Raw genomic sequence first — 22,844 nt, 5'->3', positions numbered from 1 at the left:
TTATCAGGTCAAGATTATCACAACAATATTTTTTCAGCAGCCTGAGAAGTCCAGCCTTTGCTGATGAGGTAACTAACTGCCTGCCGGATATCAATGGTATGTTTTGGCAGGCTGGACAGGCTTAACTGTTCAGGCATTTTTTCCTGCTGGCTCAAAAGCGCATAAGCTTCATCAAAGCATCCCATGTCACAGGATTGTTGCGACAAAGTAGCCAGATCAATGGGTTGCTGCCACTGTTGCCAGCGAATAATTTGCAGGCTCACCCAGGCATAATCTGAAGGCTTGGGCCGTGCATTCAAACCGGTCAGGAAGCGCGCCGGATTTCCGGCACTAAAGCCATCCAGTGCTGCATTAAGCCAGCTTTCTGGAAGTTCCAGCACATTGAGCTGCTCAAGTATTTGAATAAGTTCGGCATAATACGTCTGGGTAGCAAGCTCATGCTGTGCCTTTAATATCGCCGCAACCAACGCACGATGGGTATTGGGATAGCGCTGTGCCCATGCTTGCGTGACGCCCAGTACCTTGTCTGCACCATGTGGCCAGATGGCTTGTGCATTGGTCACCACCTGTCCAATACCAGATGATACGGCTGCCGTGTTCCATGGTTCACCCACACAAAAGCCATCAATACGACCAGTTTGCAGATGATTAACCATTTGTGCAGGCGGTACGGTGCAAAACTCTATGGATTTTTCATCCAGATCAGCGAGCGATAACCATTCACGCAATAGATAGTGATGCAATGAAAACTGGAACACATGTGCCAGTTTAAGCGTCTGGCCCTGCTGAACCAGTTGCTGCAATGCCTGTGCAATTTCACGCGGAGTGTGGTGTTGAAAGTCTATATCCAGTTGCTGGGCAAGCTGTGATGAAATACTAATTGCAGCCCAGTTTTCAGACAGGGTCAGCGCACTAACAAAAGGCACGCCAACCTGATCAGCACCCAGATTAGCTGCCAGAATCATGGGTGCCAGACATTGGGCAGCATCCAGTGCACCATAGGCCAACCGATCGCGCAAACTGGCCCACGACACTTCCTTGGCCAAACTGACCTCAAGGCCAAATTGCTTAAAAAAACCACGATGCCATGCCCAGATAATCGGTGCAGAATCCAGCAATGGCATAAAGCCAATAGTAACCTGGGTTTTTTCCAGTGCTTGCATGCTTGTTTGCATTAGTGTTCTCCCTGATGATCGAGCAGCTCGGCTGCCGCCAGTACAGTGCGTGCGGCCTCACCCAGCGTGATGCGCTTGGCCATGGCATTTTTGCGCAGTAGGGCATAGGCTGCATTTTCGTCCAGTTGCTTTAAACGCATCAAAATAGCTTTTGCCCGGTCGATATCACGGCGATCTGCCAGACGTGTGCGGGTATCATCCAGATCAGCCAGCAGTTTCTGGTGTTCCTTGAACTGGGCAATCGCCACATCCAGAATCGGCTTAAGACGCTGGGCATCAATGCCATCCACGATATAGGCAGTAACGCCTGCACGAACGGCATCACGAATGGTTTGCGGGTCAGATTGTTTGGTAAACAGCACAATGGGATGTGGTGCCCGTGCAGTCATGTGGGCGCAGTTTTCCAGCATGTCACGCGCCGGGTTATCCATATCAACCAGCACAATATCAGCATCCAGTCGCTCAACCACCTCAACAAGATTGTCCTGTGCGGAAAGCTGGGCAACCACCGTGTAATCGGCAGCAGCCAGCGTTTCGGTTAAAAAGGTAGCACGACTAATATCGTCATCAATCAGGATGATGCGTAACGACATGATTTCTCCAACTGGCTGCACCAAAGTGGTAACTAGCGCTTAAAAGTGCACGATTCAGCAACATTGGTGAATCAAACAGGCTCAAATTCATCATTTATTTTAAGGCGGCATTGCCTGTAATAAGATTCAGGTTTATCCAGACTGGCAAAAAAGGGACTATTCTGCACACTTTAAAAAGCAGCAGAATCTATCCCTATTGATAAGATTTTAAGAAGCAATAACTATGCCGTTAAAGCAATTGATGATGTTTTTAGATTAATTATTAGCGTCTACTACCAATGTTTTTGCCAGACGGTCATGCAGGGTGCGACGGCGCTCAGAGAAGATAAAAGCAAAATCAATAATGATAAAAAAGAAGGCAAAGTAGTTAATGATGATAAACACAATAGAGCGAATCAAAAAGCTGCGGGTTAGTTGCGGAATCTGGCCATTCTGCTCATCAATAATTTTAATTTTCAGGGCTTTTTTGCCCACCGATTGTCCACTTTTGTAGAGCAGAAAAGCTTGGCCAGCAAAATACAGTAAGGCATAAATGCCCACAGCCCAGTATGCCGTAGATGGTAAAGTTCCCAGCAGGTTCAGCATTTGCTCCTGTTGGGTAGGCGTAGGCATTACAGACTGTCCGGCAATTGCCTGATACTTGCGCATAAATTCAGGGCTAACAAACTGGCTAAAAATAAAAGAGCTGGGTAGCCACAATAATAAAATATCAATAATCTTGGCCAATACCCGCTTATTCACAGAAGCCAGTTGAAATGCCACTGTGCTGCGTGCTGGCTGGTTATGGTTAGCCCATGCACTTTTATTTTGCTGGCTTGATGACGTCGTTGTAGCTTCTGATCGACTTTGAACTGTCTGATTTTGAAATGGCGAGAAGTGTGGCTGATAAACCAATTGACCATTAGTGAGATCACCTAAGGGTTTCCATTCGCTCATGCCTTCATGCCAGGCCAGATCAGTGAGCACCACTTGTCCACTTGCGAGCATCTGGTTGACCTGTTCCAGACTATACGGGCCAGCCTGTTCATTGTTACGTGCCAGATAAATTTGCATTGTGTTAAACCTTAAAGCTAAAAAGTGACTTTGCGTTATTTTAATGAAAAAGACCCATCGGCATGGGTCATTAAGAAAAGAATTTTGAACTTACTCAGGCCAGATTAAGCTCTAGATAAGATTAAGCCTGAGTAAGCGGAGCAGCAAGGTTGCAACCCCTCATTAGCAAATGCTATTAAGCGCCTTTATTGGCCTGATCTTCGGCAAGGAAAAACCAGGTTTCCAGCACGGAATCCGGATTTAAGGATACCGAATCAATGCCCTGCTCCATCAGCCATAGCGCCAGATCAGGATGGTCAGATGGGCCTTGACCGCAAATGCCAATATATTTGCCTGCTTTATTACAAGCTTGAATTGCCATGGACAGTAAAGTTTTTACCGCTTCATCACGCTCATCAAACAGGTGCGATACAATGCCGGAATCACGATCCAGACCAAGGGTTAACTGAGTTAAGTCGTTAGAACCAATCGAAAAGCCATCAAAATGCTCAAGGAATTTATCAGCCAATAGCGCATTGGTTGGCAATTCGCACATCATGATGATTTCCAGGCCATTTTCACCACGGCGCAGGCCATTGGCAGCCAAGAGTTCAATCACACGAGCAGCTTCACCTACAGTACGCACAAACGGAATCATGATCTTGACGTTGGTCAGGCCCATTTCATCACGTACTTTTTTCAGCGCACGGCATTCCAGCTCAAAGCAGTCACGGAAATTATCCGAGACATAGCGGCTGGCACCACGGAAACCCAGCATCGGGTTTTCTTCTTCCGGTTCGTACAGCTTGCCGCCAATCAGGTTGGCATATTCATTAGACTTAAAGTCGGACATACGCACAATTACTGGCTTGTCGGCAAAGGCAGCAGCCAGTGTGGAAATACCTTCCACCAGTTTTTCAACATAAAAATCAATGGGTGAGGCATAGCCACAGGTGCGTGCCATCACCGCAGCACGGGTTTCACGCGGCAGGCTTTCAATGTTCAACAGGGCCTTGGGATGTACGCCAATCATGCGGTTGATAATGAACTCAAGGCGCGCCAAACCAATACCTTGATTGGGAATCTGGGCAAAGTCAAACGCGCGATCTGGATTACCCACGTTCATCATGATCTTGAATGGTAGCGGTGGCATGGATTCAATCGAGTTACGCTGAATTTCAAAATCCAGTGCACCTTCATAAATAAAGCCAGTATCGCCTTCGGCACAGGAAACGGTCACGGCCTGATCTTCGGTAAGCACTTCAGTGGCATTACCACAACCTACAATGGCTGGCACACCCAGTTCACGGGCAATAATCGCGGCGTGACAGGTACGTCCACCACGGTTGGTGACAATCGCGGAAGCACGCTTCATCACTGGCTCCCAGTCAGGGTCAGTCATGTCAGATACCAGCACGTCACCTGGTTGTACCTTGTCCATTTCCTTAATGGAGGTAACGATACGCACTTTACCAGAGCCAATGCGCTGGCCAATCGAGCGGCCCTCACACAGCACATTGCCTTTTTGCTTGAGCAGGTAGCGTTCCATGGTGCCAACGTTTTGACGGCTTTTGACGGTTTCAGGTCGTGCCTGAACAATGTACAGCTTGCCGTCATCGCCATCTTTGGCCCATTCGATATCCATCGGTGCGCCATAGTGTTTTTCAATAATCAGTGCTTGCTTGGCCAGCTCAGTCAGCTCATGGTCATTCAAGGCAAACTGATGACGTTCCTGTTTTTCAACATCGACAATCACAGTAGATTTACCGGTAACGCCAGTTTCGCCATAAATCATTTTCTGGTGCTTGCTGCCCAGATTACGGCGTACCACTGCCAGTTTGCCATTTTCTAGTAATGGCTTGGAAAGATAAAATTCATCCGGGTTTACGGCGCCTTGTACTACCATTTCGCCCAAACCATAAGAGGCGGTAATAAATACCACATCACGGAAGCCGGATTCGGTATCCAGCGTAAACATCACGCCTGCTGCACCAGTTTCACTACGAACCATGCGCTGGATACCGGCAGACAGTGCCACGTTGGAATGCGCATAGCCCTGATGCACACGATAGGCAATTGCACGGTCATTAAACAGTGAAGCAAACACTTCTTTCACTGCAACCAGCACATTGTCAATGCCACGGATATTCAGGAAGGTTTCCTGCTGGCCGGCAAATGACGCATCCGGCAAGTCTTCAGCGGTTGCAGAGGAGCGCACCGCTACCGCAATGTCTGGATTGTCACCAGCGAGTGCTGCAAAGGCTTCACGAATTTCTTGTTCAAGTTCAGGGATAAGGGGAGTGTCAATCACCCACTGACGGATTTTTGCACCAGTTTCGGTGAGCGCCTGAACATCGTCAACATTTAAGGAATCAAGTTCGGCCTGGATTTTTGCATTTAAGCCGCTTTGTTCGAGGAAGTCACGGTAGGCCTGTGCTGTTGTTGCAAAGCCACCCGGCACACTGACACCCGCATTGGACAAATGACTGATCATTTCGCCAAGTGAGGCATTCTTGCCGCCCACTTGCTCTACGTCATGTTTGCCCAGCTTTTCTAAACCAATTACGCGCGCTTCCAAAATTGACACTCCATTTAAAAAACATTACTGGATCGCAGCAATGATACAAGAATGCATCGCCTACAGGATAGTGACAGGCGACAGCTACTAAATATCAGGTTACTATAAAGATAATGTTTACTTTAGACAAATATTAAAGAGGTTAAAATGGTCGATAAAACAGCAGTGCATCGCAGTGTATTTTTTGTTTCAGATGGTACAGCGATTACTGCCGAAACCCTCGGTCATTCCCTGTTGGCACAATTTCCTACCGTTGATTTTGAAATACATATTATTCCCTATGTCGATAGTGAAGAACGGGCCATGGATGTGGTACAGGAAATTAACAAGTGTGCAATTCGCGATGGTGCTCCACCTTTAGTCTTTGATACTTTGGTCGACCCACTGGTGCGTGATGTGATTAATACTGCCAATGCCATCAATCTAGACGTTTTTGAAGGCCTGATCAGCAAGATTGAAACCGAATTGAATGTGAAAGCTTCACCTCAAGTGGGCAATGCCCATAGCAGCGTGGATTCTGAAAACTATAAATCGCGGATTGATGCTGTCCATTATGCGCTGGACAATGATGATGGCGCCAAAACCCGTCATTACGATATGGCAGACCTGATTTTGATTGGCGTATCACGCTCTGGCAAGACACCAACCTCGATTTATCTTGCGTTGCAATTTGGTATCCGGGTGGCCAATTACCCGATTACCGAGGAAGACCTTGATGATAACCGCTTGCCCAAGGTGCTTAAGGAACACAAGAAAAAACTGTTTGGCCTAATGATTGAACCTGAGCGTCTGGTCGCCATTCGCAGTGAGCGCAAGGCCAATAGTCGCTATGCCAGCTTTCAGCAATGCCAGATGGAACTGCGTGCCATTCAGGGTATTTATATTTCTGAAGGCATTCCTTACCTGAATGTGTCTGAAATGTCGATTGAGGAAATCTCAACCCGCATTCTGCAAACCACTGGCCTAAAACGCCGTATCAGCTAAGTTATTTCCTGCATAAGATCTGCCTGTTTGTTCTGTATACGCATAATAAACAGGCAAGCCAATAACGTTTTATTGCTTACTCTTACAATTCAATAATTTAAAAACGGCCTGCAACTAACCCATAGTTTCTTTCAAAGGCAATATAGTCATTTGCAAGAATTTGAGGTTATTGATGAGCAAGCCCGGAAGCAGACTGGGAAGAAGTGTGCTGGCACAAATCAGCAGCATCATTATTGGTTCTTTTTTGATGCGCTATCTGGTCTGGATTATTGCCATTCTGTATACCCTGATTAGCTTTGCATCCTGGCCTTATAGTGAAAATATTATAAGCCTGTTTTTTTCATCCAGCATTCAGCATAGCCTAACGCTAATCACTGTACTGTTAAGCGCACTGGGTTTATATGATGTAATCCAGAAAAAGCACACCTTGCTGCGTACCTATCCGGTAATTGGCCATTTTCGCTATCTGTTTGAGATGCTGCGTCCTGAGCTTAGACAGTATTTGTTTGAAGGCGAGGAAGATTATCTACCCTTTTCCCGAGCACAGCGCAGCCTGATTTATCAGCGTTCCAAGAATTTAAGTTCGGAAAAACCATTTGGTACTTTGCTGGATGTGTATGCCACTAACTATGAGTTTATTAGCCAGTCCATTACTCCAGTCAAGCAGGCTGATCCTGACAGTTTCCGGATTACAATTGGCAATGAACAATGCAAGCAGCCTTATTCCTGTTCAATTTTTAATATCTCGGCCATGAGTTTTGGCAGCTTAAGTGCTAATGCGATTCGTGCTTTAAATAAGGGCGCCAAAAAAGGCAATTTTTCGCATGATACCGGCGAGGGTAGCATTAGCCCCTATCACCTCGAATTCGGTGGTGATCTGGTGTGGGAGCTGGGTAGTGCTTATTTTGGCTGCCGTGATGGTTTCGGCCAGTTTGACCCGGAAAAATTTGCCAAACAGGCTGCCTTACCATCGGTAAAAATGATTGAAATCAAGATCAGCCAGGGGGCAAAACCGGGACACGGTGGCATTTTGCCCAAAGAAAAAATCACCCCGCAAATTGCTGCTGTGCGCGGTATTCCCATGACAGAGGATTGTATTTCGCCCGCAGGCCACTCTACTTTTTCCAATCCGCTGGAATTAATGGCGTTTATTCAGCGTTTGCGTGAATTAAGCGGCGGCAAGCCCGTCGGCTTTAAGCTTTGTATTGGTCAACCCTGGGAGTTTATGGGCATTGTCAAAGCCATGCTGCAAACCGGTATTGTGCCTGATTTTATTGTGGTCGATGGTGCAGAAGGTGGTACAGGTGCAGCGCCACTGGAATTTACCAATCATGTCGGTGCGCCTTTACGGGAAGGCTTGTTATTTGTGCATAACACGCTGGTTGGGGTAAATCTGCGTGACAAAATCAAGCTTGGTGCAGCAGGAAAAATTGTCAGTGCTTTTGATATTGCACGGGTTTTTGCACTGGGTGCGGACTGGGTTAATGCCGGACGCGGTTTTATGTTTGCACTGGGTTGTATTCAGTCTCTAAGCTGCAATACCAATAAGTGTCCAACTGGCGTTGCAACCCAAAGTGAATCACGGCAAAAGGCGCTGGTAGTAACCGATAAAGGCGAACGTGTGTATCGTTACCATCGAAATACTTTGCACGCACTGGCAGAAATGATTGCGGCCGCAGGTTTGCATCATCCATGCGATATTAAAGCGCATCATCTGGTACGTCGTTATTCAGCCACTGAAATCAAAAACTATGAGCAAATCCACTTTTTCTTGAAACCGGGTGATTTGCTTAAAGACACTATAGACAGCAATTTTTACCATGATATGTGGAAAAAAGCGCAAGCTGAATCTTTCGAGTGCTTAACCGAATGCTTTACATAGAATTGCATCATCGCGCAAAATTGCATAGTCTCTTATCAGGTTTGCGCTGACTTTTTAATAGACTTCTTTCATAAGTTGTACCAACTTGCCTTCGACAGGCTAAGGCAGCGTTGGTTGAGCTTGTCGAAACCAGACTTATGCAAGAGACCTAATCTATAAAGCAATATGCAATCACATATTATTTAAGCAAGCTGATGTAATTTTAAGCAAAGTTAAGTAATTGTTTATAGCAGCCTCAACAAAACCCAATATTAAATTAAAATAATTTATCTTTAAAAAGTAATTATAAATAAATGATTTAAGCGTGAATAGATTGAGGAATAAGTGGCAAAGCACTTGGGTACTTTGTCACATCCCTTAAGGTTCTTATACAGGATCAAGAAAAAAAACTTTTAGGATCAATACTCTTATAAAAACTGGATCTACAACACATGACCACTGATTCACAAATGCAGACTGTACTTGATCAATTTGCTCAATTTAATGCACCACCCATTGAAAAATTATCTCCAGAAAATGCGCGAAATAACCCGACCTTAAAAAATGCGGTAGAGGAAATGTCGGCAGACAGTGCCTTGATTCGTTCCAAGAATCTGTTGATGCCGAGCTTGCCAGAGCCTGTAGGACGCATTGACCATATTTTAATTCCAGCAGACAGCGGCGAACTACTGGCTCGCGTATTTACCCCAGAGGGTGATGGACCATTTCCAGTAATTGTCTATTTTCATGGCGGTGGCTGGGTTATTGCAAATCTGGATGTCTATGAGCCAACCTGTCGTTGCTTATGCAATACAGCAGATAGCATTGTGGTATCGGTTGCCTATCGACAAGCACCCGAATATAAGTTCCCGGCAGCAACGGATGATGCTTATGCAGCACTGCAATGGGTGCTGGAAAATGCGTCAGCCTTAAATGGCGATCCGCTGCGGGTAGCGGTGGCTGGCGAAAGTGCCGGTGGTAATCTGGCCACGGTAGCCTGCTTGCGTGCCAAGGATGAAGGTGGCCTGCTGCCGGTGGCACAATTACTGGTTTATCCTGTGACAGATAGCCAGATGAATTCCCCATCCTATACCGAGCAAGCCGAAGCCAAACCGCTCAATGCTGCCATGATGAAATGGTTCTGGGAACACTATCTCAATACCATGAGTGAAGGGGAGCATGTTTATGCCTCACCGCTGCGTGCCCCTGATCTCACCGGCTTGCCACCCGCTATTGTAATTACTGCTGAGCTTGATCCATTACGGGATGAAGGGGAAGCCTATGCCCAGCGTCTGGCAGATGCAGGTGTGCAGGTGAGCACCCGGCGTTATGCTGGGGTAACCCATGAGTTCTTTGGTCTAGGCGGCGCAGTAGGAAAGGCTAAGGAGGCTGTAGAATTTGCAGTGAGTAATTTACATAAAGCATTTAATGCCAACGATAATCGTAACTTTTAAAACTTTACTAATTATTTTTCATATAAAAAGATATTACATTGACTGTGCTATCTTTTTATATTTTTAACCAGTACAGATCGAACAAAAACTAAAGACTAAACTGGCGAAATTCAGTAATTTCCCTAGCCTTGGGCCATTGCTGTAAAAGGCTACCAGCGTATTTTTGCGCACGACTGGCAAAGTTGACATCAAACCAGCCAGAATATTTATCAATATCATCAATACGCAAAATGTGACTCCTGTCTATTACCACCAGATAATCTGATTCCATCACTGGCGGTTCCAGCAGGCTGCTGGCCTGTTTAAGCTGTATCCGGCTGGAAATGCGCTGAGCCAGTTTAATCAATTGATGGGTAGTAGCCTGCTGGTCAGCAAGGCTATTAAGCAGCATTAATACCTCACGCCTGGGAGAAGGCTTGATGAAATCCAGCAAACCCTGGCCAATTCGCGCATCATCAAATAATTCGTGCATGGATGGCAGCACAATCAAGACTTCCCGCCGGGCCAGACCAAGCAGTTTGACTATTGCTTGCTGAAGAACATCCTTACCTGCAATAGCCACCCGTTGATCTGGTAATTGTTCTTCGCCAGTAGAATCTTCATCAGCCTTTTGAGTGGATGAATTAGCAGAGTGCTTACTTTGCTTAAGCGTTTCCGGGTTCTCAACCTTTACCACACGCGCGGCGTTTGCATCAGCCTGCACCCGAACAGGAACATAGTCTATACCATCATTCAACTCACCAGCCGGGTCATTGGTACCAATGCTTTGCTCAGGCGGCGTAGAACTGGCGTCATGCATTGCAATTCTCCTGCTGGCTATTCCAACGCTATAGGTTTGATCCTTAAACTGTAGCAATAAAGTGCCAGATTTATTGCTCACAATTGTACTAAAACCTTATTCGGGAATATAAACCAGCACAATGGCATCTTCGTATAAATCGCAAAACATGGCCAAGAGCTGATCAGCTTCCACAGATTGCAGATCCAGGGATTGCAAGTTAAGAGGTTCACCATCTGCCAGCCGTTTTAAGATGGGTGTAAGCGCAGCAGGAACATCCAGTTTTTCACCTTGAGCCCAGAATTCCAGTTGCGCCTGTTCAGTATGGCGATACAGTAGCCGTGTGGCAGGTTCACGCTGAATGATTGCGCCTTCCTCAAGTAATTCCTTGAGTTCTTCAGGGCTGAGAGATTCATTCTCCGGCAGGCTGTCAGGGTATTTGGTTTCTGTGAGCAAGCTCAGCGCTGCTTCGTCAAAATAACTGGTATGTTGCAGTAACTGAATAACCTGCTGCTTTAACATGGCCAGGTCAGTTGGGCTGACTTCGCCCGCAGACTGAATAGAACGCGCAGCCAGGTCAGCAACCGGAATCTGGGTATCGGGCTTACTGAGCAGATGATCAGTAAACTGATCCAGCAATTGGGTGCTATCCGGCATCCGGAAACCAAATGACAGGGTCAGGCAGTTGTCTTCGGCCACGCCATAATGTGACAGGGTGGGCGGTACATATAGCAAGTCCCCAGGTTCAAGGATTTCATCAAAATGTACGTCCATATCGGGCAACAGGCGCAGCGGCTGGTTAGGGATTAGCTCGCAATCAGGCGTGCAATACTGGCCCAGTTGCCAGCGGCGTTTGCCGTAAGCTTGTACCAGAAACACATCATACTGGTCATAATGACGGCCTACTGAACCACCTTTGGGCGCATAGGACACCATAATGTCATCGCGACGCCACTGTGGAATAAAATCAAAATGCTGCCAAAGCTGGGCAACTTCCGGTGAAAAGTGATCCAGTGCCTGCACCAGCAAGGTCCATAACGGCGGGAGTTTTTTAAAGTCCTTGGCGTTCAATGGAGAATTTTTGACCTTCCATTGCTCGTTACTGGCGCCTTGCTGGGTCAGCAAGCGGGCGGTAACACCCTCTTCCTGTGCCAGTTCAAGAATATCATTTGGTACCAGTAAGCCCTTGACATCTGGCAGTGCATTTTTGACCAGCAACGGTTTTTTTTGCCAGTATTCAGCAAAAAATTCGGCTGCACTAATGCCTCCCAGTACCTGTAGATTTTGCATTTTCCTGCATCTTCCTATTTAAACAATAAATAAAAACGGTGAATAAACGCGGCAAACAGGGCACCTATAGTGGCAAGCGCCATATCTTTTTGTGCATCCCAGATGTCGCCCTGCTGACCATTATAGTTTTCAGCTGCTTCTGGCGACATGCCAATGGCAATCCACCATTCAATCAATTCATACACCATACTGGATGCCATAATAAATTGAATGGCAATCAGGGTAATTTTAAAAGACCTGGTCTGTGGCAACCACAGTGAAAATACATCGCGGCATAGCTTAAATAACAGTAGGCCATAGCCAAAGTGAATCAGGCGGTCATACATGTTGCGTGACCAGCCAAAATGCCCGTTCAGGTCAAAGTCAAACCATGCTTTTATCCAGTCATTATAAGGGACGTAAGAATATAAATAGTGTGCACCTAAGATATGCAGCAGTATAAATAAAACGGCTAGGGTAAAGCCTGAAATGCTGACTTTACGCTGTAATTGCAATGTCATTAATACAGCCAGGCCCAGCACAGTGCCCACTTGATGTAATAGATAAGAATTAAAATCCAGTGGATGAATTGAAGCAACCACACTGGCCAAAACCACAAGCGCCAATAACATCCAATGCCACGGGCCGGTTTTTGGAAATTGTCGATAAGGGCTGAAAAAAGACATTTACATGATTTCCTTTGTTGTGTAATCCATTTTTTATAGGCTGTGTGCTTAAAGTCGATAAGGTTTTAGGGTAAAGCGACCGTCATGGTAATGACTTAAAGCTTGTTTTAGGCAAGGATGACCTTGCTAACTTAATATCCTAGTGTAAATTTAAAACAGCTAGCAAATTAAAAGGGCAAATCCAATTCACCCTTTTAATAACTACCACCTAATATCAACACCTTCTACAGCTATAAGCAGTTGCATTGATGAACTGCAACACTGGCTAATTAACGTGCAGAACCTGTTAACTTGTCCAGTAACTGTGGCAGATTTCTGGCTTGCTCGGCTGCACTACCGGTATAACTGGCAGGGGTCATTTCAGCCAGACGCTGACGGTCAGCTTCAGGCACGGCAGCCAGTTCCTCGCTTTGTACAAAACTCACCATCACATCACGAGTCATGGCCTGACCACGGGTGAGCTTTTTCAGTTTTTCGTAAGGCTGCTCTACATTATAACGGCGCATTACGGTCTGGATTGGCTCGGCCAGCACTTCCTGCGCGGCATCCAGATCAGCCAGCAGACGGTCACTGTTGAGTTCCAGCTTGCCAATGCCTTTTAGGCAGGCTTCAAAGGCAATCAGGCTTTGTGCAAAACCCACACCCATATTGCGCAGTACCGTAGAGTCGGTCAAGTCACGTTGCCAGCGCGATACAGGCAGCTTTTCGCCCAGATGAGCCAGCACGGCATTGGCAATCCCCAGGTTGCCTTCAGAATTTTCAAAGTCAATGGGATTAACCTTGTGCGGCATGGTGGAAGAACCCACTTCGCCTTCCTTGAGCTTTTGCTTGAAATAACCCAGAGAAATATAGCCCCAGACATCGCGGTTAAAGTCAATCAGAATGGTATTAAAACGCTTGAGAGCATCAAACAGTTCAGCCATATAGTCGTGTGGCTCAATCTGGGTGGTGTACGGGTTAAAATCCAGACCCAGCGAAGTCACAAAGCCTTCGGCATGCGCTGCCCAGTCGATGTCAGGATAGGCAGACAGGTGGGCATTGTAGTTACCCACTGCACCATTGATTTTGCCCAGCAGTTCGACCTGTTCAAATTGTTTGATTTGGCGTGCCAGACGATACGCCACGTTGGCCATTTCCTTGCCTAAAGTGGTTGGGCTGGCAGTCTGGCCATGCGTACGGGACAGCATGGGCTGGTCAGCATGTTTCAGTGCCAGCGCTGTAATGGCATCACGAAGCTGGCGCATATTGTCCAGCAGTACTTCACGGCCATTTTTTAGCATCAGGGCGTGTGACAGGTTATTGATATCTTCTGAAGTACAGGCAAAGTGAATAAACTCGCCAACCGTGGCCAATTCATCAATGCCGGCAATTTTTTCCTTGAGGAAATATTCCACTGCTTTGACATCATGGTTGGTAGTGGCTTCAATGGTTTTGATGCGCAGGGCATCATCTTCACTAAAGTTGCTGACAATGGCATCTAAGGCAGCATTGGTGGCATCAGAAAATGGGGCGACTTCAGCAATGCCTTCATGGCGAGCCAGCGATTGTAGCCAGCGGACCTCAACGGTAACGCGCGCCGCAATCAGGCCAAATTCTGAAAGATAGGGGCGAAGGGCATCACATTTTTTGGCATAACGGCCATCAAGTGGAGAAAGCGCGGTTAAAGAGTTCATGCGAGGTTGCTTCCTAATGACAAACTAAAAATTAAAAGCGAATCAATATAAATCAATTAAAGTGAGGCCGATAAACCAGTCAAACAGTAGGGTTTAAAATTGCCGCGATTTTATGTCAAAACATCCATTAAAACCCAGCAAATTCTGATGGCAAGCCTGATTTAAAAGGTCGATCCAAAAATTACCATGTAATGGTTTTAGGCTTCAGGTTCATAAAAACCGGGCGCGGCCTGATAGCGAATCCGTGCCAAATGGCGCAGGTCGTCCAGCATGGCCTTACGGCCAAATACCAGCTGAAAACGGTTACCACCCAGTTGTCGCCAGTAATGCGCGGCCTGCAAGCCTGAGAACAGACAAGCGCGGATGGCATCAATGGTTGACTGATTTTTAAGGTATTCCGGTTTACCGCGCACCGATAGGCGCGGCGTCAACTGGCCGGCAGTATCAATATATAAACTGGCAAGGCTGGCTAAAATTGCGGGATGCTGCACATTATGGTCAAAAAAACTCAGGCGCTGTTTAATGTTGGCCTGTTCACCGGTAATGCGCTGGGCAAACGCAGGCTTTTTATAAACCTTCTTTTCAAGCTGCATGAGCGCCATGGCATAGCGGAATGTTTCACCATACTGGCGCGGTAAAGGCAAACGTGAACGGGTATTCTGGTAAGGCTGGATTAAAGCACCTTCCAGACTGCGCAGGCCAATATTCAGGTTTTCCATGTTGCCATACAGATCAAGGCTAAACAGGCTGTCCGGCTGTCTATCATGAATCTTGAGGCTAGCCTGTAGCAGGGCATTAAAGCTCTGGTTTGACAGCCCTGTCAGGGTGTTTTTACCCTGTGTCGCCAGTGAGTAGGTGAGTTGTGCAGCCTGAAACAGGGCAACCAGCGCCAGCAGACGATTCTGCCGTTCGGTAATACCTGAATTGGTGAGGGCATCATCAAGATGCTGTTGAACCTCTGTGGTAAAACGCTGCTTAGCCATGAAGTAGCCTGTCATCTGTCATATTACTGATTGCTGCAATCGGCAGCTGGTCTGAAGTTAATGTACCTGCATTGGTATGGTGAATAATTCCACCACCCAGACAAACGTCATCCTGATAAAAAACCACAGATTGTCCCGGTGTCACTGCACGTTGGGGATCATTAAATTCAACCCGTACACCACCAGGTTGTAGACTATCGTCCCGATAAACCATGCAGTGCTGATCGGGCTGGCGATAACGCGTTTTGGCCGTACAAGCCAGGGCTTGCGGTGGAATATTGGCAACACCAGCAACCCAGTCAATGCTTTCACTCCAAAGCATGTTACTTTGCATTAGGGGGTGCTCATGCCCTTGTCCAATAATCAGCTGGTTATTCTGCATATCCTTGGCCAGCACAAACCATGCTCCTTCTGCCTGATTCTTCAAACCACCAATGCCAATACCACCGCGTTGCCCCAGTGTGTAATACATCAGGCCATCATGACGGCCAACCACTTCCCCGGCATCAGTAATAATCTCACCCGGCTGGGCAGGCAGGTATTGCTTTAAAAAGTCCTTAAAACGACGTTCACCAATAAAGCAAATGCCAGTGGAGTCTTTTTTACTGGCGGTGCTTAAGCCCAATTCAATGGCTTTTTGACGAACCTGTGGCTTTTCAAGTTCACCCACTGGAAACAGGGTTCTGGCAATTTCACGGCCGTGGACGGCATGTAAAAAATAGCTTTGATCCTTGTTTTGGTCCAGTCCGCGTAATAGCGGCGCATATTGCTCACCGAGGCTATTGGTCTGTACCGCACCACGGCGTGCATAATGACCTGTTGCAATAAAATCAGCACCTAGTGTTAAGGCATGATCCAGAAAAGCCCGGAACTTGATTTCCTTATTGCATAAAATATCCGGGTTGGGTGTACGGCCTGCCGAGTATTCCTTTAAAAAATGCTCAAACACACGGTCCCAGTATTCCATGGAAAAATTGGCAGTACGCAAGGGAATACCCAGACGGTCACAGACACTTTGCGCATCAGCCAGATCACGCATGGCCGTACAATACTCGGTGCCGTCGTCATCTTCCCAGTTTTTCATGAACAGGCCTTCAACCTGATAGCCCTGTTCCAGCAGTAATGCCGCAGATACCGATGAATCCACACCGCCTGACATGCCTACAATGACATAGTTACTCATCAGTAAACCTTTTTAAAATTTAAGACTGGCTGTTGCCGTGCATTGTCTATTACTTGAAAACCTGCATTGAACCAAATGCTCATATGGCAGAATGTCTTTTCTCAAGCATTGAGCAGATCAGGTGAAGCATTAAATAAAGGCTGTTCAAAAATAATATCCAGTGGATAGTGCTTGCCCTGCAACGCATCCTGTACACAGCGAGTGACGAGCGGACTACGCGCGCGGGCTGTTTGCTCAAGCTGTTCGAGCGTCATCCAGGTGGCCCGTTCAATGCCGGTATCGAGTGGACGGCTGGCATCATGTGACAGGGCTTTGGCCAGAAAACAAAACCGGTAATAGGTACAGTCCGGATCGGCTGGCGGTGTATAGGTATAAATGCCCAGCAGGCCTGTAATTTCAACAATCCAGCCTGTTTCTTCCAGCGTTTCACGAATAGCTGCTTCAATGAGGGTTTCATTGGCTTCCACATGACCGGCAGGCTGGTTAATCACCAGATGACTGACAGACAGGCTTTGTTCTTCCACAAACAGGAAACATTGCTCATCCTGCACAATGGTGGCAACCGTCACATGAGGCATCCAGGACATAGGCGAAATCACATTTAGACAATAAAGTGAGTATGATACGAAAGTTGCCAGTTTTGGGCAATGAAGGTAAAAAATAAAAGCCGGACATTTAATCCGGCTTTCATTAGCAATGTATCAACGCTCAATTAAAAAAACTTGCTAAAGAAAATCTTGATATGGTCAATCATGCGGGCGAAAAAGCTTGCCTCTTCTACGGCTTCCAGAGCAACCAATGGTTTTTCAGTCAGCATTTTACCATCAAGATTGGCAACCACTTTACCAATAACCTGACCTTTCTGGATCGGGGCTTTCAAATCAGGGTTAATGACCAGCTGGGTTTTAATATTGGCAGCCTGACCACGTGGCAGGGTTACCGCCATATTTTCTGCCAGACCTACAGATACCTTGTCTGTTTGGCCAAACCATACCGGTGTAGTGGCCAGCGACTGACCTGCTGGACGCAGCGTGGTATTTTCAAAATTGCTAAAGCCCCAGTTTAAAATGGCACGGGTCTGGCTAGCACGTTCATCCATGCTGGGTGTACCCATGACCACGGCAATCAGGCGCATCGGACCACGCTTACTGGAAGCAACCAGACAGTAACCTGCTGCATCCGTGTGACCCGTTTTTAAACCATCCACGCTAGGATCGGTATATAGCAGAGCATTACGATTGCCTTGCTTGATCCCGTTGTAGGTAAATTCTTTTTCAGAGTAAATTGGATAATATTTGGCACTATCCTTAATAATGTTACGTGCCAGAATAGCCATGTCCAGTGCCGATGAATAATGACCATCCATAGGCATACCAGTTGCATTCATAAAATGACTATGATTCATGCCCAGCTGCTTGGCTTCCTGATTCATCATCTCGGCAAAAGCGCCTTCATTGCCAGCAATATGCTCAGCCATCGCTTTGGAGGCATCATTACCAGACTGGATAATAATGCCGCGCAGCATGTCAATGACACTGGCTGAACCATTGAGCGGTACATACATACAGGATTCTGAACTACTGCCACGACACCATGCGGATTCATTCATGCGTACCATGTCAGTTTCTTTGAGCTGACCAGACATCAGGCGCTTTTCAATAATAAAACTGGTCAGCATTTTGGTCATGGATGCAGGAGGCAACTCTGCATTTTCATTAGAACCCGCCAAAACCTGGCCTGTGTCATAGTCTACGAGTACGTATGCTTTATTATCAAGGGTAGGAGGAAGAGGTAATGCTGTCACAGCATGTGCATTAATTGTAAAACCAGTAAACACAGCAGCAACAGCTAAGGCGCGTAGGCTAGACATGGCTAGAATTTCCATTTTAGCAAAATAAACATAAGCCGGAGATTCTAAGCCATGAAGCCTGAGCAACCAAGCATGATTGCCCAGACAATGCAAAAAAATTATTTTTTAGTTTTCTTGCTATTTGCCGGATAATTCAGGATATCTTGGCAAACTTCACGATTATCCTGCACACTGGCACGATTAGCATCTTCACGTGCTTCCTTTAGCTTGCCCTGATATTCAGCATCGTCTGCCAGGGCTTTTAGGGCCAGCACGGGCTGATCAATATTCGGCATCAGGTCTTTAAGCAGTCGCTCATAACCAGCATCAAATTTTTTATTGTTGCCAATTAATTTGGGACAAATTTCCCCTAGAACATCGACTGCGGCAATTTCTTCTTGAGTGACAGGTAATGAGCTTTTAAACTCAACCTTATCGCCTTTACTGGCTGTATGGCTTGCTGCATTGCTGGCCGGTGCTGCATTTGCAAAGGTAATACCGCCAGTGCACAACACTACAAATGCCATTGTTTTAACCCAGGAAAGGTTTATTAAATTCAGGTTTGTTCTAGTCATGTATAAAATTCCAGATTATAAGCAGCGCTAGCATAAAGCCAATTCCTCAACAGTTACTGAAGCTTTTTGTTGATTTTTCATAAGAAAAATTTATAGCAATCCCTTAAAACTATTAGCGTTGAGCGATTATTGATTTTTTCTAAAGCATACTGTGAGTTTTCGTTATCAGTTCGTGAAAAAAACGTTTCTAAACTATTTTTCTTGTTATGCTTTCACGGTGTTTGTAAAAAATTAGCTGAGCAAACGCAAATTTTCAAGTGAGATAAAGTTATTCAAAGCAGGGGTATTTTATGAAGTGGTTGAGCTATTTATCAGGGCTTTCCATGCAAAATTGCGCACCAAAGCAGACAAAGATAGCAACCGATCAACACAGAAATTTCCCTTTTAAATACAGACCCATCCTATGCAGTGCTGTTGTATTGCTAATGGCAGGTTGTGCATCAAAACCGGTTGTGAATCCAACCCAGTCTCGCCTGATTGTTATTCCTCAATATTATACGGTTAAAGCAGGCGATACCTTAAGCCAGATTGCTTCACGTTATAATCTGGATTACCGCGAAATTGCACGCATTAATAATATTGATTCCAGCTATACCATATATACCAACCAGAGCTTGCGCTTGCATAACGGCGGTAAGGATGCACCACGCATCCAGGTAAAAACCTCTGCAACGCCTGCACCTGTGGCCATTCAAACCACGACCTTACCGGTACAGCAGCCTGTAAGAACCACGCCACAGCCTGCCAGCACAGTGCGTAATACGCCGACAGTAACCCCACCACCTATTTTGCCCAATACCCCAACGACATTGCCCTCCGGTCTGAGCTGGCAATGGCCGGCAAGTGGGCCGGTGCTTCAGCAATTTGATCTGGCACGCGATATTAAAGGGGTGCGTATCAGCGGTAACCCAGGTGATCCCGTACGGGCTGCGGCTGATGGAGAGGTGGTTTATGCCAGTGACCGGCTGACAGAATATGGCAATCTGGTATTGGTGCGTCATAGCAATGGTTATGTCACGGCATACGCCCATAACAGTAAAATGATCGTTAAGGAGAATGACCGTGTGAAAGCAGGCCAGAAAATTGCCGAAATGGGTTCCAGTGGAACGACGCAAACTATGCTAGAATTTCAGGTTCGTTTAAATGGTAAACCGATTAATCCAGCCAGCTTGCTGCCTGCCCGTTAGGGTTTATGATAATTAAGCGAAAACCATAAAATAAATAAATCAGTAACATCCTTTTGAGGTGAGCGCAAACAATGCTTGATAATTTACGAAGTATGGCAGTATTTGCCTGCGTGGTGGAACGTCGTTCTTTTAGTGGTGCAGCCAGAGAACTGGGAATAACCACCAGTGCAGTGAGCCAGCAGATTCGTTCGCTGGAAGAGGAAATGGATGTACTGCTGTTGCATCGTTCTACCCGTAAATTGAGTTTAACAGAAGCGGGTCAGGCATTTTTTCATAGTTGTCAGGAAATGGTAGCTGCTGCTGAGCGCGGGCGCATCCGTATTAGTGAATTGCGTGATGATCTGGTAGGTGATTTGCGGATTGCCACGACACCAGAGCTTGGAGCAATGCATGTGGTGCCTGCACTGTCTTGCTGGTTGGCAGCGCATCCTAGCCTAAAAGTGCATTTTGAGGCGGATAATCGCTATATTGACCTGATTGAAGAGCGCATTGATATTGCCATTCGTATGAGTCCAACACTGGCCGATTCTTCATTAATTGCCCGGCCTATGGCACGTGTTGACCAGATCCTGTGTGCATCACCCACGTATTTAAGAAAATTTGCACCTATTCAAACACCGGAGGATTTAACCCAGCTTGAGCTTTTGCCGATTGATCTGGTGCAAAATCCGCAGGATATCTACCTGACCAACGCAGCCACTGGTGAGCAAAAGCATGTGTTTATGCCTGCGCGCATTCATAATAATAATGTGTTTGTTACCAAGTCATTGTGTCTGGCAGGGCATGGGGTTGGACGCATTTTATATCTGGATGTGCAGAAGGAACTGGCACGGGGTGATTTGGTCGAAGTCTTGCCCCAATGGAAAATGCAGGATTATATTCTGTATGCTGTAACCTTAAAACGTGAGCAGCAACCTACCAAGATTTATCGCTGTCTGGACGCCCTGTCACAATATTTTAGCCAGTTACCCGGTGGCCGTTCGGTACGCCGTTTAACCGATGAAATCACTGGCTAAAATTTAATTTTCTATTGTTATAAAAAAACCGCCTCAGGATTGAAACTGGGCGGTTTTTTTATGCAGCTATGTTTTAAGGCTGAAAATTAGGCCAGTTTAGGCTTTGCTTTGAATAAAATTGCTGATGAGTGGCACCAGTCGGTTTACAATTTCATCAGCATCCGCTTGTGAAATATTCAGGGCAGGGAGCAGGCGTACCACCTTGTCCGCTGTGACATTAATAATCAGCTGCTTTTCATCACGCGCCTGAGCCACGAGTTCACTACAGGCAATTGGCAGCTCAATACCAATCATCAGGCCAAAACCACGTACGCTCACCTGATGCTGTGCCAGTTTTTGCTGGAGTTGTTCAACCAGATAAGTTCCCATTTTGGCAGCGTTTTCAATAGCGCCTTCTTTTTGCAGACAATCGATTACCGTGTAGACCGTGCGACAGGCTAGGGGCGTTCCGCCATAGGTAGAACCATGATTACCGGCAGCAAACAGGTTAACCGCCTTGCCTTGCACCATACAGGCGCCAACCGGAAAGCCATTACCTAAACCTTTGGCAGTCGTGAGGACGTCAGGTGTAATGCTGGTGTGCTGAAAGGCAAAATATTTACCGGTACGGCCATTACCGGTTTGAATTTCATCCAGCATCAATAGCCAGTCATGCTGGTCACACAAATCACGTAGCTGGTTTAAGTACTCAAAACCCTGGGGCGCCGTATTGATGCCACCTTCGCCCTGAATGGGCTCGACCAGAATGGCCACAATATCATCATGCTGGCTGGCCAGTTGCTTGATAGCTTCAACATCACCAAAGGGAACACGCAAAAAGCCTTCGACCAGTGGGGCAAAGCCAGCCTGTACCTTGGCATTGCCAGTCGCAGACAATGTAGCCAGCGTGCGGCCATGAAATGATTTTTCCATGACAATAATTTTTGGTGAGCTAAAACCTTTTTTATGCCCACTAATGCGTGCCAGCTTAATCGCTGCTTCATTGGCTTCGGCACCACTGTTGCTAAAAAATACCTGTTGCATGCCTGCAACGTGGGTCAGGAGCTGGCCAGCAGCTTCCTGCCAGGGAATTTCAAACAGGTTGCTGGTATGCACCAGTAGGCTAGCCTGTTCACTTATAGCCTGCGCTACTACAGGATGCGCATGACCCAGCCCGCACACGGCAATCCCAGTTAAGGCATCCAGATAGGCTGTGCCATCTTCAGTATATAAATAACTGCCCTGGCCTCGAACAAAAGCAATGGGTTGACGTGCATAAGTGGGCATTAAACTGCTAGTTTGATTATTGGTTTGTTTTTTTACAGAAGTAAAATCAGGGGGCACGGTCATTGTCAGCGCTCTTTGTTGGGACAAAACAGGAGTTAAGCATCTTAACAAAACTTTTATCCAAGGTGAGACGCTTTTGCAGAATTTTCACCAAAGGGCAGGCTTGAAATCAGTGCATGTAAGCCTAATTTAATCCAATAGCCGTTATGGTGAATCACCGCTATAATAGCGCGACATTTAAAGAGGTTTGTTTTATGACTGACGCAGCCAACCCTAACCCAGCTCATGCTGACAACAGCACCGAAACTTTGATTCGTGAGCAAATTGCCAAGCATCCTGTGATTTTATACATGAAAGGCACTCCCCAGTTTCCACAGTGTGGCTTTTCGGCGCGTGCAGTTGAAGCTTTAAGCCAGATTGGTCGTCCTTTTGCCTACGTGAATATTCTGGAAAACCCGGACATTCGGGCAACCCTGCCGCGTATTGCCAACTGGCCTACTTTTCCGCAGCTTTGGGTCGGTGGTGAGCTGATTGGTGGTAGTGACATCGTGCTGGAAATGTTCCAAAAAGGTGAGCTTAAGCCTCTGATTGAACAAAATAGTCCAGAAGCGCAATAAGCGTTGCATGATGAATCCATAAAAGATAAATCAATAAAAAAGAGCCTCAAATCAGGCTCTTTTTTATTGGTCAAATCTAAAATCT

At 46.4% G+C, this 22,844-nt stretch carries 20 protein-coding genes; 6 read left to right on the top strand and 14 right to left on the bottom strand.

Annotated elements, in window-relative coordinates:
- Positions 1-17: 17 nt before the first annotated feature.
- The 4 genes from E2B99_RS00610 to ppsA all read right to left on the bottom strand — a co-directional run bounded on the left by E2B99_RS00610 (position 18) and on the right by ppsA (position 5,378).
- Positions 18-1,175, bottom strand: a complete 1,158-nt coding sequence (locus tag E2B99_RS00610; RefSeq protein ID WP_134243078.1) for a CmpA/NrtA family ABC transporter substrate-binding protein — start codon at positions 1,173-1,175, stop codon at positions 18-20.
- Complete coding sequence (locus tag E2B99_RS00605; protein ID WP_166738955.1) at positions 1,175-1,771, bottom strand: ANTAR domain-containing response regulator; 597 nt, start codon at positions 1,769-1,771, stop codon at positions 1,175-1,177. The genes E2B99_RS00610 and E2B99_RS00605 overlap by 1 nt, the downstream gene beginning before the upstream one ends.
- 252 nt (positions 1,772-2,023) lie before the next feature.
- On the bottom strand, positions 2,024-2,821 hold the full coding sequence (locus E2B99_RS00600; RefSeq protein ID WP_134243076.1) for an RDD family protein: 798 nt from the start codon (positions 2,819-2,821) through the stop codon (positions 2,024-2,026).
- A gap of 175 nt (positions 2,822-2,996) precedes the next feature.
- A complete protein-coding gene (gene ppsA, locus E2B99_RS00595) occupies positions 2,997-5,378 on the bottom strand; it encodes a phosphoenolpyruvate synthase (protein WP_134243075.1) in 2,382 nt (793 codons plus the stop codon).
- 147 nt (positions 5,379-5,525) lie between these two features.
- Between ppsA and ppsR the strand changes: the two genes are divergently transcribed.
- The 3 genes from ppsR to E2B99_RS00580 all read left to right on the top strand — a co-directional run bounded on the left by ppsR (position 5,526) and on the right by E2B99_RS00580 (position 9,677).
- Positions 5,526-6,362 carry a posphoenolpyruvate synthetase regulatory kinase/phosphorylase PpsR gene (ppsR, locus tag E2B99_RS00590; RefSeq protein WP_134243074.1) on the top strand — a complete coding sequence of 279 codons (837 nt, stop codon included), beginning with the start codon at positions 5,526-5,528 and terminating at the stop codon, positions 6,360-6,362.
- A gap of 172 nt (positions 6,363-6,534) precedes the next feature.
- Positions 6,535-8,244: an FMN-binding glutamate synthase family protein gene (locus tag E2B99_RS00585; RefSeq protein ID WP_205669614.1), complete on the top strand. Its 1,710-nt coding sequence runs from the start codon at positions 6,535-6,537 to the stop codon at positions 8,242-8,244.
- Positions 8,245-8,675: 431 nt separating this feature from the next.
- Complete coding sequence (locus tag E2B99_RS00580; protein ID WP_134243073.1) at positions 8,676-9,677, top strand: alpha/beta hydrolase; 1,002 nt, start codon at positions 8,676-8,678, stop codon at positions 9,675-9,677.
- An 88-nt stretch (positions 9,678-9,765) separates the two neighbouring features.
- On the opposite strand, the gene E2B99_RS00575 is transcribed toward E2B99_RS00580, so the two are convergent.
- The 9 genes from E2B99_RS00575 to E2B99_RS00535 all read right to left on the bottom strand — a co-directional run bounded on the left by E2B99_RS00575 (position 9,766) and on the right by E2B99_RS00535 (position 18,625).
- On the bottom strand, positions 9,766-10,476 hold the full coding sequence (locus tag E2B99_RS00575) for a hypothetical protein (protein WP_134243072.1): 711 nt from the start codon (positions 10,474-10,476) through the stop codon (positions 9,766-9,768).
- Positions 10,477-10,572: 96 nt separating this feature from the next.
- A complete protein-coding gene (locus E2B99_RS00570; protein ID WP_134243071.1) occupies positions 10,573-11,745 on the bottom strand; it encodes a cupin domain-containing protein in 1,173 nt (390 codons plus the stop codon).
- A gap of 14 nt (positions 11,746-11,759) precedes the next feature.
- Complete coding sequence (locus tag E2B99_RS00565; protein ID WP_134243070.1) at positions 11,760-12,410, bottom strand: DUF2238 domain-containing protein; 651 nt, start codon at positions 12,408-12,410, stop codon at positions 11,760-11,762.
- Between the two features lie 269 nt (positions 12,411-12,679).
- Positions 12,680-14,083 (bottom strand): adenylosuccinate lyase, encoded by a 1,404-nt coding sequence (purB, locus tag E2B99_RS00560; protein ID WP_134243069.1) that lies wholly within the window; start codon positions 14,081-14,083, stop codon positions 12,680-12,682.
- A 197-nt stretch (positions 14,084-14,280) separates the two neighbouring features.
- The gene (locus E2B99_RS00555) at positions 14,281-15,066 is read right to left on the bottom strand and encodes a DUF489 family protein (RefSeq protein WP_166738949.1); all 786 of its coding nucleotides are present in this window, start codon (positions 15,064-15,066) and stop codon (positions 14,281-14,283) included.
- A complete protein-coding gene (gene mnmA, locus E2B99_RS00550; protein WP_134243067.1) occupies positions 15,059-16,249 on the bottom strand; it encodes a tRNA 2-thiouridine(34) synthase MnmA in 1,191 nt (396 codons plus the stop codon). Before mnmA ends, E2B99_RS00555 begins: the two co-directional genes overlap by 8 nt.
- A 101-nt stretch (positions 16,250-16,350) precedes the next feature.
- Positions 16,351-16,836 carry an NUDIX hydrolase gene (locus E2B99_RS00545; RefSeq protein WP_134243066.1) on the bottom strand — a complete coding sequence of 162 codons (486 nt, stop codon included), beginning with the start codon at positions 16,834-16,836 and terminating at the stop codon, positions 16,351-16,353.
- 125 nt (positions 16,837-16,961) lie between these two features.
- Positions 16,962-18,119 carry a D-alanyl-D-alanine carboxypeptidase family protein gene (locus tag E2B99_RS00540; RefSeq protein ID WP_134243065.1) on the bottom strand — a complete coding sequence of 386 codons (1,158 nt, stop codon included), beginning with the start codon at positions 18,117-18,119 and terminating at the stop codon, positions 16,962-16,964.
- A gap of 98 nt (positions 18,120-18,217) precedes the next feature.
- Positions 18,218-18,625: an MCR_0457 family protein gene (locus E2B99_RS00535; protein WP_134243064.1), complete on the bottom strand. Its 408-nt coding sequence runs from the start codon at positions 18,623-18,625 to the stop codon at positions 18,218-18,220.
- A gap of 473 nt (positions 18,626-19,098) precedes the next feature.
- On the opposite strand from E2B99_RS00535, the gene E2B99_RS00530 reads away from it, so the two are divergent.
- Positions 19,099-19,860, top strand: coding sequence for a peptidoglycan DD-metalloendopeptidase family protein (locus tag E2B99_RS00530; protein ID WP_240687674.1), 762 nt, complete (start codon positions 19,099-19,101; stop codon positions 19,858-19,860).
- Positions 19,861-19,931: 71 nt separating this feature from the next.
- On the top strand, positions 19,932-20,876 hold the full coding sequence (locus E2B99_RS00525) for a LysR family transcriptional regulator (RefSeq protein ID WP_134243062.1): 945 nt from the start codon (positions 19,932-19,934) through the stop codon (positions 20,874-20,876).
- A 96-nt stretch (positions 20,877-20,972) separates the two neighbouring features.
- Here E2B99_RS00525 and E2B99_RS00520 read toward each other — a convergent pair whose 3' ends face one another.
- Positions 20,973-22,205, bottom strand: a complete 1,233-nt coding sequence (locus E2B99_RS00520; RefSeq protein WP_205669613.1) for an aspartate aminotransferase family protein — start codon at positions 22,203-22,205, stop codon at positions 20,973-20,975.
- A gap of 191 nt (positions 22,206-22,396) precedes the next feature.
- Here E2B99_RS00520 and grxD point away from each other — a divergent pair, with 191 nt between their 5' ends.
- Positions 22,397-22,759 (top strand): Grx4 family monothiol glutaredoxin, encoded by a 363-nt coding sequence (grxD, locus tag E2B99_RS00515; protein WP_051526578.1) that lies wholly within the window; start codon positions 22,397-22,399, stop codon positions 22,757-22,759.
- Positions 22,760-22,844 lie beyond the last annotated feature (85 nt).

Origin of the sequence: Alkanindiges illinoisensis (assembly GCF_004377485.1) — a bacterium.
GTDB classification, from domain to species: domain Bacteria; phylum Pseudomonadota; class Gammaproteobacteria; order Pseudomonadales; family Moraxellaceae; genus Alkanindiges; species Alkanindiges illinoisensis_A.
Note: the sequence above shows the minus strand (reverse complement) of the source record. Positions and strands in the feature narration are given on the sequence as shown.